Source organism: Streptomyces sp. NPDC004647 (genome assembly GCF_040609575.1).
Lineage (GTDB): Bacteria > Actinomycetota > Actinomycetes > Streptomycetales > Streptomycetaceae > Streptomyces.
On the sequence record NZ_JBEXKU010000030.1, the window covers coordinates 29,512 to 46,983 of the forward strand.

16 protein-coding genes and 2 pseudogenes are annotated in these 17,472 nt (G+C 71.6%); 3 read left to right on the top strand and 15 right to left on the bottom strand.

All coding sequences use genetic code 11. The features are described from left to right. Positions 1-64 precede the first annotated feature (64 nt). The 8 genes and pseudogenes from ABZW18_RS15755 to ABZW18_RS15790 all read right to left on the bottom strand — a co-directional run. The gene (locus ABZW18_RS15755) at positions 65-1,186 is read right to left on the bottom strand and encodes an LLM class flavin-dependent oxidoreductase (RefSeq protein ID WP_356187532.1); all 1,122 of its coding nucleotides are present in this window, start codon (positions 1,184-1,186) and stop codon (positions 65-67) included. Positions 1,187-1,294: 108 nt separating this feature from the next. After that, positions 1,295-3,727 (bottom strand): SpoIIE family protein phosphatase, encoded by a 2,433-nt coding sequence (locus ABZW18_RS15760; protein WP_356187534.1) that lies wholly within the window; start codon positions 3,725-3,727, stop codon positions 1,295-1,297. A gap of 316 nt (positions 3,728-4,043) precedes the next feature. Then, a complete protein-coding gene (locus ABZW18_RS15765; protein WP_356187537.1) occupies positions 4,044-5,324 on the bottom strand; it encodes an RNA polymerase sigma factor in 1,281 nt (426 codons plus the stop codon). A 55-nt stretch (positions 5,325-5,379) separates the two neighbouring features. Next, positions 5,380-5,811, bottom strand: coding sequence for a YciI family protein (locus ABZW18_RS15770; protein ID WP_356187540.1), 432 nt, complete (start codon positions 5,809-5,811; stop codon positions 5,380-5,382). Positions 5,812-5,994: 183 nt separating this feature from the next. Beyond that, positions 5,995-7,368 (bottom strand): 6-phospho-beta-glucosidase, encoded by a 1,374-nt coding sequence (locus tag ABZW18_RS15775; protein WP_356187541.1) that lies wholly within the window; start codon positions 7,366-7,368, stop codon positions 5,995-5,997. Beyond that, positions 7,365-7,581: pseudogene (locus ABZW18_RS15780) on the bottom strand (ArsR family transcriptional regulator); the annotation flags it as partial. The pseudogene ABZW18_RS15780 and the gene ABZW18_RS15775, both read right to left, overlap by 4 nt. 101 nt (positions 7,582-7,682) lie before the next feature. Beyond that, positions 7,683-9,509 (bottom strand): PKD domain-containing protein, encoded by a 1,827-nt coding sequence (locus tag ABZW18_RS15785; protein WP_356187542.1) that lies wholly within the window; start codon positions 9,507-9,509, stop codon positions 7,683-7,685. Positions 9,510-9,738: 229 nt separating this feature from the next. Next, positions 9,739-9,846 (bottom strand): annotated as a pseudogene (locus ABZW18_RS15790) (transcriptional regulator); the annotation flags it as partial. A gap of 133 nt (positions 9,847-9,979) precedes the next feature. Here ABZW18_RS15790 and ABZW18_RS15795 point away from each other — a divergent pair. Then, positions 9,980-10,822 (top strand): DMT family transporter, encoded by an 843-nt coding sequence (locus ABZW18_RS15795; protein WP_356187545.1) that lies wholly within the window; start codon positions 9,980-9,982, stop codon positions 10,820-10,822. 95 nt (positions 10,823-10,917) lie between these two features. Further along, on the top strand, positions 10,918-11,775 hold the full coding sequence (locus ABZW18_RS15800) for a YhjD/YihY/BrkB family envelope integrity protein (RefSeq protein ID WP_356187547.1): 858 nt from the start codon (positions 10,918-10,920) through the stop codon (positions 11,773-11,775). Positions 11,776-11,980: 205 nt separating this feature from the next. Here ABZW18_RS15800 and ABZW18_RS15805 read toward each other — a convergent pair whose 3' ends face one another. Beyond that, on the bottom strand, positions 11,981-12,838 hold the full coding sequence (locus ABZW18_RS15805) for an aldo/keto reductase (protein ID WP_356187550.1): 858 nt from the start codon (positions 12,836-12,838) through the stop codon (positions 11,981-11,983). Positions 12,839-12,963: 125 nt separating this feature from the next. Between ABZW18_RS15805 and ABZW18_RS15810 the strand changes: the two genes are divergently transcribed. Further along, the gene (locus ABZW18_RS15810; protein WP_356187552.1) at positions 12,964-13,890 is read left to right on the top strand and encodes a LysR family transcriptional regulator; all 927 of its coding nucleotides are present in this window, start codon (positions 12,964-12,966) and stop codon (positions 13,888-13,890) included. Here the strand turns inward: ABZW18_RS15810 and ABZW18_RS15815 are convergent. Genes ABZW18_RS15815 through ABZW18_RS15840 form a run of 6 tightly spaced genes read right to left on the bottom strand, consistent with a single transcriptional unit; the run spans position 13,871 to position 17,468 of the window. Then, complete coding sequence (locus ABZW18_RS15815) at positions 13,871-14,002, bottom strand: hypothetical protein (protein WP_356187555.1); 132 nt, start codon at positions 14,000-14,002, stop codon at positions 13,871-13,873. The two genes, ABZW18_RS15810 and ABZW18_RS15815, sit on opposite strands and share 20 nt — an antisense overlap. Further along, a complete protein-coding gene (locus tag ABZW18_RS15820) occupies positions 13,999-14,850 on the bottom strand; it encodes a hydrogenase maturation protease (RefSeq protein ID WP_356187557.1) in 852 nt (283 codons plus the stop codon). The genes ABZW18_RS15815 and ABZW18_RS15820 overlap by 4 nt, the downstream gene beginning before the upstream one ends. Continuing rightward, positions 14,847-15,890: a hypothetical protein gene (locus ABZW18_RS15825; protein WP_356187559.1), complete on the bottom strand. Its 1,044-nt coding sequence runs from the start codon at positions 15,888-15,890 to the stop codon at positions 14,847-14,849. The genes ABZW18_RS15820 and ABZW18_RS15825 overlap by 4 nt, the downstream gene beginning before the upstream one ends. Beyond that, on the bottom strand, positions 15,878-16,603 hold the full coding sequence (locus ABZW18_RS15830; protein WP_356187561.1) for a DUF6084 family protein: 726 nt from the start codon (positions 16,601-16,603) through the stop codon (positions 15,878-15,880). The genes ABZW18_RS15825 and ABZW18_RS15830 overlap by 13 nt, the downstream gene beginning before the upstream one ends. Beyond that, the gene (locus tag ABZW18_RS15835) at positions 16,600-16,809 is read right to left on the bottom strand and encodes a hypothetical protein (protein WP_356187564.1); all 210 of its coding nucleotides are present in this window, start codon (positions 16,807-16,809) and stop codon (positions 16,600-16,602) included. Before ABZW18_RS15835 ends, ABZW18_RS15830 begins: the two co-directional genes overlap by 4 nt. Beyond that, entirely contained in the window at positions 16,791-17,468 is a 678-nt protein-coding gene (locus ABZW18_RS15840) for a DUF5947 family protein (RefSeq protein WP_356187567.1), read from the bottom strand. Before ABZW18_RS15840 ends, ABZW18_RS15835 begins: the two co-directional genes overlap by 19 nt. Positions 17,469-17,472 lie beyond the last annotated feature (4 nt).

Genomic DNA, 17,472 nt, shown 5'->3' on the forward strand with positions numbered 1-17,472 from the left:
ACAACGCGCCTCCGGCTGTCCCCCCCTGCACCGGGGCGGGGCTGACCGATGCGGTGACGACGGGTCAGGCGACCGGCCCCGGCGGGGTCCCGCCCGCCGCGGCGTCGGCCTCGGCGTCCCGGCGGGCTACGAGCGCCGCATGCGTGGGCCCGTCCGGGACCTGGGCCGGACGGCCGGAGGCGAACTCCTTGCGCAGCACGGGGACGACCTCCTCGCCGAGCATGTCGAGCTGCTCGAGCACCGTCTTCAGCGGCAGCCCGGAGTGGTCCATCAGGAACAGCTGGCGCTGGTAGTCGCCGAAGAAGTCCCGGAAGGTCAGAGTCTTGTCGATGACCTCCTGCGGGCTGCCCACGGTGAGCGGGGTCCGGTCGGTGACCTCCTCCAGCGACGGGCCGTGGCCGTACACCGGCGAGTTGTCGAAGTAGGGGCGGAACTCGCGCACCGCGTCCTGCGAGTTCTTCCGCATGAACAGCTGGCCGCCGAGGCCGACGACGGCCTGCTGCGGAGTGCCGTGGCCGTAGTGGGCGAAGCGCTCCCGGTACAGGCCGATCAGCCGGATGAAGTGTTCCTTCGGCCAGAAGATGTTGTTCGCGAAGAACCCGTCGCCGTAGTACGCGGCCTGCTCGGCGATCTCCGGGCTGCGGATCGAGCCGTGCCAGACGAACGGCGGAACGCCGTCGAGGGGCCGGGGCGTCGCGGTGAACCTCTCCAGAGGAGTGCGGAAGCGGCCCTGCCAGTCCACGACATCCTTGCGCCACAGCTCATGCAGCAGGGCGTAGTTCTCGATGGCCAGCGGGATGCCCTGGCGGATGTCCTGCCCGAACCACGGGTACACCGGCGCGGTGTTGCCGCGCCCCAGCATCACGTCGACCCGCCCGTCGGCCAGGTGCTGCAGCATCGCGAAGTCCTCGGCGATCTTGACCGGGTCGTTCGTGGTGATCAGCGTTGTGGAGGTGGAGAGGATGAGCCGCTCGGTCCGTGCGGCGATGTAGCCGAGCAGGGTCGTGGGCGACGACGGCACGAACGGCGGGTTGTGGTGCTCGCCGGTCGCGAAGACGTCGAGGCCGACCTCCTCCGCCTTGAGCGCGATGGCGGCCATCTCCTTGATCCGCTCGTGCTCGCTGGGTGTCCGGCCGGTGGTGGGATCGGCGGTGACGTCACCGATGGTGAAGATCCCTAACTGCATTCAGCTCACCATTCTCGAATTGGTTCGTTGCCAACTATGTCCCGAACATCGGGACGGGCGCCCCTGTTCCGCATTCCGCCGTTCCCCGGACCGGAGCTGAGTACCCGTTCATCCCTGCCTCGGTCCCATCCGGCTCGGCATCCGCGCACCGGTCAGATACTGCTCGGCCCAGATGGTCTTGCCCTCGGACGTGTGGCGCGTGCCCCAGCGCTGGGTCAGCTGGGCGATCAGGAAGAGCCCCCTGCCGCCCTCGTCCGTCGTCCTGGCATGCCGCAGGCGAGGGGACGTGCTGCTGCCGTCCGACACCTCGCAGATCAGGGCGTGATCGCGGATCAGCCGGAGCCGAATGGGACCCGAGGCGTACCGGATCGCGTTGGTCACCAGCTCGCTGACCACGAGCTCACTGGTGAATCCCGCGTCGTCCAGGCCCCATTCGGCCAGCTGCCGCGACGTCCGGGCACGGGCGTCGGAGACGATGGCCGGATCCGCCGGGAACTCCCACGAGGCGACCTGCTCTGCGCCGAGAGCGCGCGTACGGGCGATGAGGAGGGCGACGTCGTCGTCGGGGCGGCGGCCGGCCAGCATCGAGTCGATCACCGCTGTGCAGATGTCCTCCACCGGCCGGCCGGAACTCCTCCGGGCCAGCACCCGGGACAGGCGGTCGAGTGCGAGGCCCGAGTCGTCGTCCTTCGCCTGGAGCAGGCCGTTGGTGTACAGCGCGAGCAGACTGCCCTCGGCCAGCTCGAGGTCGACGGCCTCGAACGGCAGACCGCCCAGACCGAGCGGCGGACCCGCGGGCAGCTCCGGGAAGTCCACCGTGCCGTCCGGAGCGACGACCGCGGGCGCGGGATGGCCCGCCCGGGCAAGACCGCACTTCCGGCTCACCGGGTCGTACACCGCGTACAGACAGGTCGCACCCAGCACCGCGCTCTCGGCGGCCTCCCCGTTCGCGCTCTCCTCCTCGCACAGCCTGATGGCCAGGTCGTCCAGATGAGCCAGCACCTCGTCCGGGGGCATGTCCAGATTCGCCAGGGTGTGTACCGCCGCGCGCAGCCGTCCCATGGCGGCCGCGGCGTGCAGCCCGTGCCCGACGACGTCACCGACCGCGAGCGCCACACGCGAGCCGGACAGCGGTATCACGTCGAACCAGTCCCCGCCGACTCCGCCCCGCTCGTCCGCGGGCAGATACCGGTGGGCGACCTCGGCCGCCGCCGGCTCGGGCAGCCCGTGCGGGAGCAGGCTGCGCTGGAGCGCCAGCGCGGCGAGGTGCTCGCGGGTGTAGCGGCGGGCGTTGTCGATGCAGACGGCCGCCCGTGCGACGAACTCCTCCGCCAGCATCAAATCGTCGCGCTCGAAGGGCTCGGGCTCCTGCCACCGCCAGAACGAGGCCGCGCCCATCGTCACCCCGCGCGCCGCTACGGGGACGACCATCGCCGAGTGCATCCCGAACTCCCGCATCCTCGCGGCCCGCTTGGGGTCCGCCGCCGCCCATTGCCCCGCGCCGAAGACCGCCTCGAGCGCGGAGCCTCCGCCGTACAACGCGCGCATCACCGGCGCTGACGAGGGGTAGCTGACCGCTTCGCCGATTGCGTACACGGCCTCAGGACAGCCCTCGCGTACGGACTGCTGCCCTCCGCGGATCAGCGGCACCTGCTCGGCGACCGGCCCCGGGGCGGGCTCGTCACCCGCCACGACGGAGACCAGCAGATCGACCACGACGAAGTCGGCGAGCTGCGGCACGGCGACTTCGGCCAGTTCCTGCGCGGTGCGCATGACGTCCAGGCTGTTGCTGATGCGCGCGCTCGCGTCGTTCAGCAGCGCCAGCCGCTGCCGGGCCTGCCGGCGGTCGGTGACATCGATGACCAGGTATCCCACGCCCAGAACGCGGCCCGCCGAGTCACCGAGCCGGAAGAACGACATCGAGTAGGCGCGGTCCCGGACCGGGGCCGCGGCCGTGTGGCCCCAGTACTCGAGGTCGATCACGGACAGCCCGGTCTCGAGGACCTGGCGCATCTGGGCCTCGATGTCCGCGGCGGGCAGCCCCGGCAGCACCTCGCTCAACCGCCGCCCGAGACGCTGCTCACGCGGCAGTCCCCCGGTGCGCACCAGCGCGTCATTGAGCCAGATGCAGCGCAGGTCGGTGTCCACCACGGCCATGCCGACCGGGGTCTGGGCAGGCAGGTGTTCCAGCAGGGAGCGCTCCGTCGTCCACCAGGGCGTCCGCGCGGCGGCGACGGCGAGCAGCAGCCATTGCGGTTCTCCGTCCGGACCTGTGGTCGGACAGACGCGGGCCGCGACATCGAGACGGCGGCCGTTACGGTGCCGGACGCCGAGCACGCCCTCCCGGTCGGCGGCCGTCGGACTTCGCGCGACGGCGTCGCGTACCGCCGCGCCGTCCTGCTCCTGGAACAGCAGGAACGCCCCGGGCCTGCCCAGCACCTCCCGCGCCGAGTAGCCCAGCATGTCCTCGGCTGCCTGGCTCCACGAGACGATCGTGCCGCCCTGGTCCAGCACCACCGCGGCCACTGGCGGTGCACCCAATGGCCCCACTGTGTTCCCGGCATCGGGAGTTCCCATGGTCAGCCGTCCGATTCCTGCCGTCCCACAGTCCATCTTCGCTCCCGGGGGCGGGGCCGAGCCACTGGGGAGCCCAGGGAAGCTGAAGATTCAACCTCCGTACTCGGGCTCCGACGGCGGGGCGCCCCGCCTCGGCGGAGGTGGGCGCCCCGCGCCGGCCCTGCGGGAGCCCGTCCGACGGGGCGGGACGGCGAGGCGCCGGCCGGCCTCGACCCGGCGGCCTCCCGCCACGCATGGGCGAGGACCCGCTGACGGCCCTCTTCCGCTGAGCGGTCGCGTCTCACCCGGTCCGCGGCGGCGCCGAGCCGCGCGCGCACGCCGCGGCGCGCTCGAGGAGCAGCGTGCGTTCGCGTCGGTTACGGGTGAGCGACGCCGCGCGCTCGAACTCCTGTTGCGCCTCGTCGAGACGGCCGAGCTTCGCCAGCAGGTCGCCGCGCACGCTCGGCAGGAGGTGGTAGCCCTTGAGTGACGGCTCCGAGGTGAGCTCGTCGACGAGCTCGAGGCCCGTGGCCGGTCCGTACGCCATCGCCAGCGCGACCGCGCGGTTCAGCTCCACGACGGGGGACGGCGCGAGGACGGCGAGCGCCCCGTAGAGCGTCGCGATACGCGCCCAGTCCGTCTCCTGGGGCGTACGCGCCCGGGCGTGACATGCGGCGATCGACGCCTGCAGCACGTACGGGCCGAGCGCGCCGCCGAGCGACTCGGCACGCTCGAGCGCCGCGAGACCCCGGTGGATGAGGACCTGATCCCAGCGTGCGCGGTCCTGGTCGAGCAGAAGGACGGGCTCGCCCGACGGGCCGGTCCGGGCGGCCGAGCGGGACGCCTGGATCTCCATCAGCGCGACGAGGCCGTGGACCTCGGGCTCCTTGGGTACGAGTTCGGCCAGGACGCGACCGAGGCGCAGCGCCTCCTCACAGAGCCCGGGGCGCATCCAGTCGTCGCCGGACGTCGCCGCGTAGCCCTCGTTGAACACGAGGTAGAGGACTTCGAGCACCGATGACAGACGCTCTTCGCGCTCGGCCCCCTGCGGGACCTCGAACGGGACGTGCGCCTCGGCGAGGGTCCGCTTGGCCCTGACGATGCGCTGGGCGACGGTCGGCTCCGGGACGAGATACGCCCGCGCGATCTCCTCGGTCTTCAGTCCGCAGAGCAGCCGGAGTGTGAGCGCGACCCGAGCCTCGGTGGACAGCACGGGATGGCAGGCCGTGAACACCAGGCGCAGCAAGTCGTCGCCCATGTCGTCCTCGACTGCGGCGTCGAAGTCCGGGGAGAGCGTCTCCCGCTCGGCCTCATGGCCGAGCTCCTCGATCTTGCGCTCGAACCGGGCTTTCCGGCGCAGGGCATCGATCGCACGGTGTTTCGCAGTGGCCATGAGCCAGGCGCCCGGGTTGCGCGGGACGCCCGACTCCGGCCACTGCTCCAGCGCGGCGACCAGAGCGTCCTGTGCGAGATCCTCGGCGAGACCGATGTCGCGCACCATCCGGGCGAGACCGGCGATCAGCCTCGCCGATTCGATCCTCCAGACCGCGTCGATCGCGCGATGCGTGTCGGAAGCCGTCACCCGCCCAATCTAGGGCAGCTTCATCCGCGCCGCCGGGGAACGACGGCGCGCCGTGTCACGGCTGCCCGGCCTTCCTCTGGAGTTCGTCGCGGATCTCCTGCTCACGCGCGGCGTCCTCGGGGGGAAAGATGTCGGCAGGGAAGTCCGACACCTCGAAGACCTGGCGGACCTCGATCTCCTCGCCGTCCTCGAACGGGGCGCGGGAGACCCATTCGATCGCCTCTTCCCTCGATGTCACCTGGAGCAGCCAGTAGCCGGCGATCAGCTCCTTCGTCTCGGTGAAGGGCCCGTCGGTCACCGTGTGCTTGCCACCGGAGAACTTGATCCGCGCGCCCTTCGAGCTCGGCTGGAGCCCTTCGCCCGCGAGCAGCACCCCTGCTTTGAGCAGGTCCTCGTTGTACTTCCCCATCCGGGCGAGCATCTCCTTGCTGGGGAGAACGCCTGCCTCGGAGTCCTCGTTGGCTTTGACCAGCACCATGAATCGCATCGTCGTGTGCCTCCTTCTCGTTCCGGGTTCGACGGTTCGAAGGCCCGCTGCCGGAGGGATTCCCGGCCGGCTGAACCGAGCCTCTACTTACGCGTCGAACGAGAAGCCGCGAAATCGACACGCCGACAGAACAATTTCCGGCCCTCCTCGGCCGCCTTCGGGGCACCCGAGAGGGCGGGAAGGTCAGGGGCGCAGATAGGCGAGACCGGCGTGCTCGCTCCGGTAGGCGTCGAGGAGCCGCCGGGCGACCTGCACCGAGTCGACGAGCGGGTGCAGGGCGAAGGCCTTCACCGCCGTAGCCGGCGACCCGCTCTCGGCCGCGGCCAGCACCTCCCGCTCGACCGCCTTGACGCCGCAGACCAGGCCGGTGGCGTGGTCGGGCAGCGGGGCGGCGGAGACGGGGTGGGCGCCGCCCGCGTCCACGAAGCAGGGCACCTCGATGACCGCGTCGGCGTCCAGCGCGGACAGCGTGGTGCCGTTGCGGACGTTGAGGATGAGGGTGGTGCGCTCGTTCCTGGCGATGGCCCGCATCAGGGCGAGGGCGACCTGCTCGTAGCCCCCGGACTCCAGATCGCGGGCGTCGCGCTCGCCGACGCCCGCCGCGTCGCGGTTCTCGGCCATATAGGTGGCCTCGCGCTCCGCGCGGGTGCGGTCCCAGGCCGCCAGTGCGGGCTCCTCACCGCGGTCCATCACGTCGTAGAAGCGCTGTTGCTGATCTCGCAGGAACGCGCCGCGGGTCTGCTGCGCCTCCCGGGCGGCCCGCACCGCTTCCCTGGTGAAGTAGTAGTAGTGCAGATACTCGTTGGGGATCGCACCGAGCGACTGAAGCCAGTCCGCGCCGAAGAGCCTGCCCTCCTCGAAGGAGCCGAGGGCCTCGGAGTCGGCCAGCAGCCGGGGCAGCTCATCGCGCCCGGCGACATGCAGCCCGCGCAGCCAGCCGAGGTGGTTGAGGCCCACATAGTCGGTCCACACCCCGTCCGGGTCGGCCCCGAGGGCGCGGGCGACCCGGCGGCCCAGCCCGACGGGCGAGTCACAGATGCCGATGACGCGGTCGCCGAGATGGCGGGACATGGCCTCGGTGACGAGCCCCGCCGGGTTGGTGAAGTTGATGACCCAGGCGTTCGGTGCCCGGGCGGCGACCCGCCGGGCGATCTCGACGGCCACCGGAACCGTGCGCAGACCGTACGAGATGCCGCCGGCGCCGACCGTCTCCTGGCCGAGTACGCCCTCGGCCAGGGCGATGCGCTCATCGGCGGCGCGCCCCTCGAGCCCGCCGACGCGGATCGCGGAGAACACGAAGTCGGCGCCCTCCAGGGCCTCGTCGAGGTCGGTGGTGACGGTGACCACGGGGGCTCCCCCGGCCTCCGGCGGGGCCGGGGTTCCGCCGGCCGGGCCGCCGGCCTGCTCGGCGAGCACGCGCCGGATGGCCGACAGCCGCCCGGCGTCGAGGTCGTGGAGGACCACCCGGGTGACTCGGCCCTCGGCCCGGTCGCCGAGCAGGGCGCCGTACACCAGAGGGACACGGAATCCGCCGCCGCCCAGAATCGTCAGCTTCATGCCTCGACCACCTCCACGCCCGCCTCGCGGAAGGCGGCGCGGGTCGCCGGGTCCGCCGAGGGATTGGTCACCAGTACGTCGGTGTCCTCCGGGCCGCACACCCGCGCCACGCCGGTGCCGGGGAACTTGCCGGCGTCCGCGAGGAGCACCACCCCGGTCGCTCGACGCGATCACGGTCCGTCCGACCGGGACCTCGGCCACCGTCGTATCCATGATGCCAACACTGCCCACAGGAGCAGCGGCCGGGCATGTCGATGTGGTGGCGCACGGCTGAACGCCCTCAGACCCACCCGCCGGCCGCTCCCCCGCGCCGCTCACCCCGAGGGTTCCTTCACCACGACCGGTATGGAGGCCTCGGTCAGGACCCGTTGTCCCGCCGCACCGGTCACCACCAGGCGTGGCAGATACGGGCCTTCACGGTGGTAGACGTGGGTGCTGACCGGCTTGTCGGTCTCGTGCTTCGTACCGTCGCCGAAGTACCAGTGGTAGCGGTACCCGGCCTCCGGCGGCGATCCGTCGGGCAGGGTGGCGGTGAAGTCCACCTCGGATCCCGCCGGCCGGTCGCCGCCCCGCACGGTCAACGACACCTCGGGTCCGGTGGAGGGGAGTCCGAACCAGTCGCGGACGCGCGGGTTGAGCAGGAAGCTGTCGGCGTACTGCCGGGCCCCGTCGATATCGGGATGGGCGACCGCAGCGGTCAGGCACTGGACAGGGGTTGCGCTGAGCGCCGGGCAGGCGAGCTTCCGCAGCGGGTACTGCGGATCGGCGAACGGGCTTCCCCAGACCTTGGAGTCCCGGCCGAGCGTCGCGTTGTCCAGTGTGAACAGGCCGTCGGCCGCGACTGCGTAAGCCCCGTCGGAAGAGGCCTCGTTCGCCGTCTCGGCTGCTTCCCGGTACGCCTCGTTGGCCAGCTGCGTGTACTGCTCGTACCGCTCCGCGGCCTCGCCGAGCCCGCCCTTGCACCTGGCCAGCCGGGGCCCGTCCAGCCCCGGTACCGAGCACCTCTTGGCCAGGAGCGGGGACGTCGCGCGGCTCAGGGCGTAGTAGAAGTCGGCGACGATCACCTTCGGCCGGCCGGGGAGGGAGTGCGCCTTCTCGATGGCCGCACGGATGCCGCGCCCTCCGTATCCGACCTTGGCACCGCTGAACCAGGGGACGTCCTTCGCCGGATTGTCCGGGGCGGCGCCGATGCCCGCGCACTCCCGGTGGACCGCCTGGGGAAGGTTCTCGGATCCCGGCGTCACACCGACGGCGATGCCGAGGAAGGGGTCCAGGTCGTTGATGCATCCGTTGAGGACGACCACGTCGAGACCGTAGCCACCGGACCGTGCCTGCGCCCCCGCGGTTTCGAGCTGGCAGAAGACATCCGGCATCTGCTGGGTGACCTCGCCGAACTCCATCTCCCCATCGCCGTCCGGGTCCTGCTTCTCCCGGCGCGTCAGGCAGCCGGAGTCCTCATTGCCGTCCGGGAGACCGGGCGCGTCGAGCACCGCACCGGAGATGGAGTAGTCGACGTGCTGATGCCCCCGGCCGGTCGCCCGGCCCAGGAGTTCGCCGGTGAGATACGGGAACTTCTGGTCGTGCTCGAGCCCCTGGCCCCAGACGACCGAGTCACCGACCGCCGCCACCCGAACCGGATTGCAACCGTGGCCGATCCGGTCCCGCCAGGGCTTGCCGAAGTCGCCGGGCCCACCGAGCGCGGCGCTGCGGAGCACCCGGGCGTCGACGGTGACCGCGCCGTCCGAGGGGACCTTCTCACGGGGGATGCTGAACTCGGCGGCGGCGACCGGGCCCTTCATGACGGCCTTTCCGTCGGCCAGCTGGTCGTTCCCCGCCCGCACCCGCCACTCGATCTCGGCCCCGGTTTTCGCGCCTTCGGGGTGATAGACCTGCACCCGCCCCCGAACCGCGCCGGAGCACGACGGACCGGGCGTCAGATCCACGTCGAGGATGAGCGGGTACGTCCAGCCCTGCGCGACCGCGGAGCCGGACAGCGCCGTCATTCCCGTGATCCCCGTCAGCAGCGCCGCGAGCAGCCCGCCGGCCAGCGCGAGGAGCCTTCCCGCGGTACGGCCGCGCGTCGTCGGCCCACGGCCCGCCGGGATCCGGCCGTCCCCGCGCCGCCGCGCTCCGATACGCACCCGGGCTCTTCGCACAACAACGGCCTCCATGATTGCCCTGCTCATGACATTCCGCCCGTCGGGAATTGCGGATGCGGCACCCGCGAATGGGGCGGAGGACCAGCGTTTCAGGGATGAGCCCGCCTCAGCAGCCGATTCCGCAGTGATGATGACCACTTACTCGCAGTAGCAGAGGTCGCTCGCGCTCGACGCCCGCCGCGTCAAGGGGAGTCGCCGGCCGCGCGCATGATGTGCGCGGACCGATCCGCAAGCGCTCGGCCGGCTCGCTGACGGGCCATTCACGCGGGGCCTGGAGCAGGGACAGCAGACGCAGCAGCCGCGCCGGAGTATCGCTCATGGGATCCGGGGTGCCCGCCATCCGGGTCATCGGCTGACCTGTATGCGGCCCGGCCCCGAACGCGCCGCCGCCCCCTCTCCCCCACCCGGCTGGCCTCCACCGTGCGTCGGACGAATCGCTCTACGGTCTGCCTATGGGATTCGGAGTGTTCTTCGCGCTCTGCGCCGCCGTGTTCATGGGCACTGCGACGGTGCTGCAGGCGATGGGCGCGCGCATGGCGGCCGAAGAGTCCTCCGGCTCGGGTGCGGGGACGCTGTTGCTGGCCGTACGGCGATGGCCCTTTGTCGCGGGCATCGGGCTGGACATGCTGGGCTTCGCCGCGGAACTGGTGTCGTTACGCACGCTGCCGCTGTTCGTCGTCGAGGCGGCGCTCGCCTCGTCGCTCGCGGTGACGGCGGTCGTCGCGGCCCGCGTACTGCACATCCGGCTCCGGCGGATCGAGTGGACCGCGGTGGCCACGGTGTGCTGCGGACTGGCGCTGCTGGCCGTGGCGGCGGGCCGGGAGGGCAAGGGCGACGGCGATGAAACACTCCGCCTGGGCACGCTGTTCGCCTCGATCGGACTCGCCCTGCTCGGCTGGGCCGTGGGGCACGTACTCGGGCACAACCGGGCTGCCGTACTCGGCCTCGCCGCGGGGGTGAGCTTCGGCATCGTCGCCGTCGCCGTGCGCATGCTGCCGGGGTTCGGCGCCGTGGAGCTGCTCATCGAGCCCACGGCCTACGCGGTGGCCATCTCCGGCATCACCGGGTTCATCTTCCTCATCGACGCACTGCAGTCCGGTTCCGTCACCGCGGCGACGGCGGCCATGGTGATCGGTGAATCGGTCGGACCCGCTCTCTTCGGTGTCGCCTGGCTCGGTGACACGACCCGGCACGGGTACGCACCGCTGGCGGTCCTGGGTTTCGTACTCTCCATCGCGAGCGCGCTCGCTCTGGCGAGGTTCGGTGAAGCCGAACAGCAGACCACGGCGTCCTAGGGCCGGCCCGCCATCGGCAGGAGCAGCGCCACCACCGTCCCGGCAGCACCCGTCCGCTCGTGCCTCGATGACCCCGACGGAGGGAGTCGACCCCCATGGCCAACAAGTCTTCCGGCTCCGAGGGCCGTGGGCCGTTCCTCGGACGGCTGTACCACGCGTTCCACCGTTCCACCGCCAAGCGCGGCTGGAAGCGGGCCAACGAGTTGGAACTCACGAACCGCTCGATGGGCTTCGCCGCACTCGGGTTCCTCACCCTGGTGCCACTGCTGATCGTGGTCGCGGCAGCGGATCCGACGAACGGGCAGGGGTTCGCCCGGTGGCTGGGCGACGGGCTCGGCGTGTCCAGGGAGGCCTCCCAGGAAGAGATCGAGCAGCTTTTCGCCAAGCCCCGGCAGGCGCTGGAGACCACCACGGCATTCGGCCTCGCCGCCCTCGCCGTCTTCGGGCTGACGTTCGGCTCGTCGGTGCAGACCGGCTACGAGAAGGTGTGGGAGCTCCCCGCCGCCCGCTGGCACACCATGTGGCGGCACCTCGTATGGCTCGCCACTCTGATCGGCTACCTCTATCTATCGGCTCACAGCACGCTGGAGCCCGACCGCCCCGGGCAGGCGGCTCAGACCACCTTCCGCCTGCTGGTGGCGGTGCTGAGCGCTGTGCTCTTCTTCTGGTGGTCACAGCGGCTGCTGCTGGGAGGGCGGATCGGCTGGGTCGCCCTGCTGCCCGGTGCGGTGTCGACAGTGATCGGGCTGATCGGGCTGAGAGTCTTCTCCAAGCTGGTGTTCTCACCGCTGATCGCCTCCAACGCCGTCACCTACGGCCCGTTCGGAACCGTCCTCGTCGTCCAGTCCTGGCTCGTCGGCGTCGGCACCGTCGTCTTCGGCGGCGCCCTCGTCGGCCGGCTGATCCACGAGGAATTCCCCCGCGTGGCGGACAGACTGCGGCGGCGGAAGTGACATCCGGGCCCTGACCCCACCCCGGGCACTCGCCGCCAGGACCCGGGGACGCCGGCCGCTGAACCGGACCGAGAACTTCTGCGCCCCCGCGGCCCGGAAGAAGCCCAACCACTTGGCTGTGGACCACTACGACCGGGGTGCGCCGCAGTCGGCGGTGGGCCGGCTCAACACCTACACCTCGGCGCCCTGACGGGCCCGGCTGCCCCTACACCCCGTCGAGCAGCGCGATGTCCGCGTCATCGAGGGCGAGGTGGCAGGCAGCCGCGGAGTCCTGGATGGTCCCCGGCCGGCTTGAGCCGGGGATCGGGATGACGACCGGCGACTTGGCCAGCATCCACGCCAGGCAGACCCGCTGCGGGCTGACCCCGTGCGCCTCGGCGACGCGGGCGAACGGTGCGTAGGCGGAGCCCAGCTTCCCCGCCTGCGCGATGCCGCCGAGCGGGCTCCACGGCAGGAAGGCGATGCCGAGTTCGTCGCAGAGTTCGAGCTCGGGCTCGCTGGAGCGGAAGGCGGGTGCGAACTGGTTCTGCACGGCGGCCAGCCGCCCGCCGAGGATCTCATTCGCCAGCCGGATCTGGCCGGGGTCGGCGTTGGAGATGCCGGCCATCCGGATCTTGCCCTCGTCGAGGAGGTCGCGGAGGGCTCCGACGGAGTCCGCGTACGGGACGTCCGGGTCCGGGCGGTGGAACTGGTACAGCCCGATGGCCTCGACGCCGAGCCGTGCGAGGGAGTCCTCACAGGACCGCTTGAGGTGCTCAGGGCTGCCGTCCAGGGCCCAGGAGCCGTCGGCAGGGCGCACGTGGCCGCCCTTGGTGGCGACCAGCACCTCGCGCCCGCGCGCGTGCGTGGCCAGCGCCTTGGCGATCAGGGACTCGTTGTGGCCCTCTGCGTCGTCGCGCAAACGGTAGGCGTCCGCCGTGTCGATGAGCGTCACGCCGGCGTCCAGAGCGGCGTGGATGGTGGCGATCGAGCCCGCCTCGCCGGGGCGTCCCTCGACAGACATGGGCATGCCCCCGAGCCCGATCGCGCTGACCTCGACGTCACCGATGCGGCGAGTCTGCATGCTGTTGCCTCTCCTCGAGCCGTGGCGCGTGCCGGTGCTCCGCACACGGCATTCAGCCTCGTGTCCCACGGTCCAGCTGTCCAATAGAAGAAAATGAACGCATTCAGCAGCTACGCTGCTGAATCATGGAACTACGGCACCTGGAGTACTTCGTCGCCGTCGCGGAGGAGCGCCACTTCACCCGCGCGGCCGAGCGGCTGCTGGTCTCGCAGTCGGGGCTGTCGGCGTCGGTACGGGCCCTGGAGCGGGAGCTCGGCGCCCAGCTCTTCGTGCGCAGCACCCGCAGCGTGGAACTGACCGGTCCCGGCCGGGCGCTCCTGGTCGAGGCGTCCCGCGCGCTGGCCAGCGTACGCGCCGCCAAGGACGCCGTGGCGGCCGTCCAGGGGCTGCTCCGGGGGACCCTCTCCGTAGGAACCGAGCAGTGCATCGCCGGGGTGGACGTGCCCGCGCTGCTGGCCCGGTTCCGCTCGGAGCACCCGGATGTGGAGGTCAGGCTCCGCCAGGCTGGGTCGGCGGAGCTGGTCGACGAGGTGGATGCGGGCCGGCTCGATCTCGCCTTCGTCGCTCTCTGCGGCAAGCCGCCGGAGGGCGTACGGCTGCTGCCGGTCACGAGCGAGCCGATGGTGCTGCTGTGCCATCCGGAGCACCCGCTCGCGGCTGCGGAGAAGGTGGAGTGGGACGAGCTGAGTGGCGAGCAGTTCGTGGACTTCCACCCCGACTGGGGCGCCCGGGGACTGACCGACCGCGCCTTCGCCGCCGCCGGTACGCGGCGGCAGGTGGCACTGGAGGTCAACGATGTGCACAGCCTGATCGAGCTGGTGGGCCACGGCCTCGGCATCGCCGTGGTCCCACAGCCGGTCGCCCGCAAGGAACAGGCGGCCGGACTGGTCGCGGTCCGGCTGGCAGGATCTCCGGAACCGCTGTGGGAGGTCTCGGTGGCCGTCCCCGGTTCCGACCGGGTCGGCCCCGCCGCGCGGGAGCTGCTCTCCTACCTGGGCGGCGCGGCCGGCGGCGGTCCGGCAGCCGACCGCCTCACATCGTCTCCATCTTGATGTACCGCCAGGCTTCCGGAGCTTCCGCCACAATCGCGGTGATCACCGCCGCGGCCAGTGCACCCACGGCGATGCGCACCACGCTCGCCGGGATGAAAATGCCCTTCCTCATCGAGGACTCACCTCCTCTCCCTCACGAGTGGCCCGCGCTGCGGCAGACGCGCCGTCCAGCACCTCGCCCACCAGGGTCTCGACCATCCGGACAGCCTCGCCGACCGCCTGCTGGACGGGAGCACTGAGCCCGAAGACCACGTCGGGCTCGTCGCCGTTCATCCGCACCAGCGGCTCGCAGCCGACGATCAGGATGCGTGGCAGCGGGCCGTCGCCGAGCCGCCTTGCCAGCGCGAGGACCTTGACCGGGTCCATGGCGTGCGCCTCCGGGGCGCCGTCCAGTTCCGCGATCTCCGGCTCGATGACGGACACGGTGCCGGGCCGGTGCCCCCGCGGGGCGGCGTCCACCAGCAGGGCGGCGTCGTAGCCCTCCAGCAGCCGGTAGGCCAGGTCCATGCCGCGGATGCCGAAGTCCGCGACGTGCACGCCGTCGGGCAGCGGACGGTGGCGCAGTGCGGCGATCACCTCAGGTCCGAAGGCGTCATCGGCCAGGAAGACATTGCCGATGCCGGCGACCAGGACCCGGGGCCGGCCCGGGCCGCTCTCCGGCTGTGTACCGGCGGGCTCCACTTCCTCCGGGGAGAAGAAGAAGCGATGGCCGATCTGCCCGCTCACCCCGAAGTCCCGGCCCGGGTCGCCCTGCAGGACGACCGCGACATGGATCCGGCCCTCGAAGTCCTCCTCGACGGTGTCCACTTCGGCGTTCCGGCCGGCCAGTGCGAGATCGAAGATGTCGGCGCTGCGGGAGGGCCGCAGCCGGACCCGGCTGCCCCGGCGCAGCACGACCCCGTCCACGGTCACCGTCCGGGTCCTGGGTGTCGAGGCGCCGTCCGGCGTCCGCTCGCTCACGCGTCCTCCCTGGGCCGGAACTCACGGATGGTGCCGTGCAGTGCGAGGAGTTCGTCGGGGCGAAGGGCCGCGCAGCGGTCCAGGATCTCCCTCGCCCGCGGGTCGCAGGCCCGGGCCTCCGCCTGCTCCTCCTCCGTCAGGCTGAGGACGCTGAGGATGAGCAACTGGTCGATCTCCCCGCCGTCGAAGAGGTCCCCCGGGCTCTCCGGGGCCACGGCCGGGAAGTCGTAGAGGGTGACGGGCGAGGAGAGCATGGTGTGCGCACCGGTTCCGCCGTCCCACGGGGCGACCGCGCAGCCCACGAGTACGGGCCAGGTGCCCTGGTTCTCGCAGGCCTCGGCCGCCGATCGCAGGTGCTCCGGTGGGTCGATGAGCGAGATGAAGCGCCCGGAGTCGCTGTGCAGCACGGTGTGGGTGGAGACGAACGCGTAGGCGGAGGCGTCCTCGCGGGCATTGCGCGCGCCGGCGGCCGGCAGCGGGCTCGGCGTGGTGTTGTCGATCCGCACCGTCAGCCGCAGTACGCCGTCCGCGACACGCTCGGCGTCGGTCTCGACGGTGCCGGTCAGCGCCTTCCAGCTGCGGACGAGCGTGCCGGCATGCAGGCCCGTACGGTCGACCAGCGGCTCGCGGTCGTCGCCCGCGGGGATGTCGACGGCCGTGCGGGCGGCGCAGTCGAGGACCGTGTTCGGCGTCACGGGGACGAGCACGTCGCGTTCGGTCGCCTCCTGCCAGGCGAGGTAGCGCTCTCCGTCGACCGTCAGCCCGTCCACCGGCTCGGGACCGTCGGGGCCCTCCTTGAGGACCGTGCGCTCGACGACGTGCAGGAACCGCACCCGGACCGTCACTTCCGTATCGCCTGCGGTGCCGAGCAGCACCTGGGTCTGCATCCGGCTCGGCTCACCGAGCGCGGCGGCGCACGCCTGCGGGTAGACCCCTCCGAAGGTCCAGCGCTTGACGTTCTTCAGCGCGGACCTGCGGTACGGCCAGAGCAGGTAGCCCTCATAGAGGCAGGTGCGCACGATCTTCTCTACGGCGTCCATGGTGCTCCGGCGGTCTCAGCGGTGGTGGGGGTTTCACGGCTGCGGCTTCCCGCCTGTTCGAGCAGGCTGTCGACGGTGTCGTCCCAGCTGGTCAGCACCTGCCGCGCCCGGTACGCATCGAGCCGGTCGTAACTGTCCCTGGACAGCCGCAGCCACGGGCTCCCCGCGAAATAACGGTCGATCAGTCCGTGCCACAGCCCGGCGGGCAGCTGCCACGTGGTGTCCTTGGCCCAGGAGATCTGGGCCGTCCGCAGCCGCCCGTCGGCGGCGTCGAAGAAGACGGTGCCGCTGAACAGGAAGTCCAGCGGCACATCCGCGTCCCGTACGGCGCGCAGGTACTTGGTGACGGCCAGTTCCGTGTCGCATGTGCACGGCACCCGCAGATCGACGGTCGTCCCGCCGTCGAACGGGGGGACCACCAGGGTGGTCTGCGTCCAGGGGAGCGGCCGCATGGTGCTGCCCCAGCGTTCCGGTTCCCCGAACAGCTCGATCAGCGCCTGCTGGGCACCGCGGTCGTAGCGGCGCCGGGCGACGTCGATCCTGATGGCCGTCGTCAGGCTCACCGAGCGAATCGGGCCGCCGCCCGTTCTGCTGATCTCCAGCCCGAAGCGCAGCGTCGGAACGGCCGCGAACCGTTCCGGTTCCGCGCTGGTGACCGCGAAGGTCAGGTCGGGGATGGCGTGTTCCGAGGCCGGGACCTCCCGCACGCTCACGCCGGGGAGAGGTTCGGCATGTCGGCCAGCACCGGGTTGTGCTGCTTGGCGTTGATCCCGGTCGATCTGCGTGCCGTCGAGCGGTCGTCCGGCAGATGTCCCGGCTGTCGCTTGTACAGGCCCCGGTGGTTGCCGCGCCGGACGCCCGCGACATGGGCCGCCTTGTCCGGCGCTACGTCGGGCTTTCCTACCGTGATGTCGGCCATGACGCCTCCTCGGTCCTGGGAAGGAAGTCGGTGGAGAGTTCGTGGAAGAAGGCTTCGACCTGCTGCCATACGTCGGGGCCGCCGCCCAGTCCCTTCCAGTGTGCGCGTACCACGGCGACCAGGCGATAGCAGTCGTCGAGGGGGACCAGCCAGTGTTCCCGGGCCTCTCCGGCCCGGTTGACCAGCAGTGCCTCCACGTCGTCGGTGAGGGTGGACAGGGCCGGGTCGCTGGCCTCCACCGCGCGCCAGCTCTCCGCGTCGACCGTGGACCGCATGACGCCCAGCGGGCTCGGGTACCCCACGGACACCTCGCCGGAGGCCTCGCTCCGTACGAAGAACGCCATGTCGACCGGGACACCGAGGCCGGCCCACACGGCGTCGTCGATGTCGCAGCCGTCGAGCCGCTGTCTGCGTCCGGACAGCAGCCGGTAGTGCGCTCCTCCGGCCTCCCGCCGGTCGAACAGCAGGGAGCAGGCGCGGCAGGCGCAGGCGACCTCGTTCGCCCGGATGTCCAGCAGGTGCCGGTGCTCCGGGACGAGGGTCTCCGCACACAGGTCGCAGCGCTCCTGGGCGGCCCCGTCGCGCTGCGCGGCCGTACCGGGGCGGGGCCGGTGGTGCGCGAGCCGCCGCAGTCCGGACGCGGCGAAGGATGCCGTCACGGCG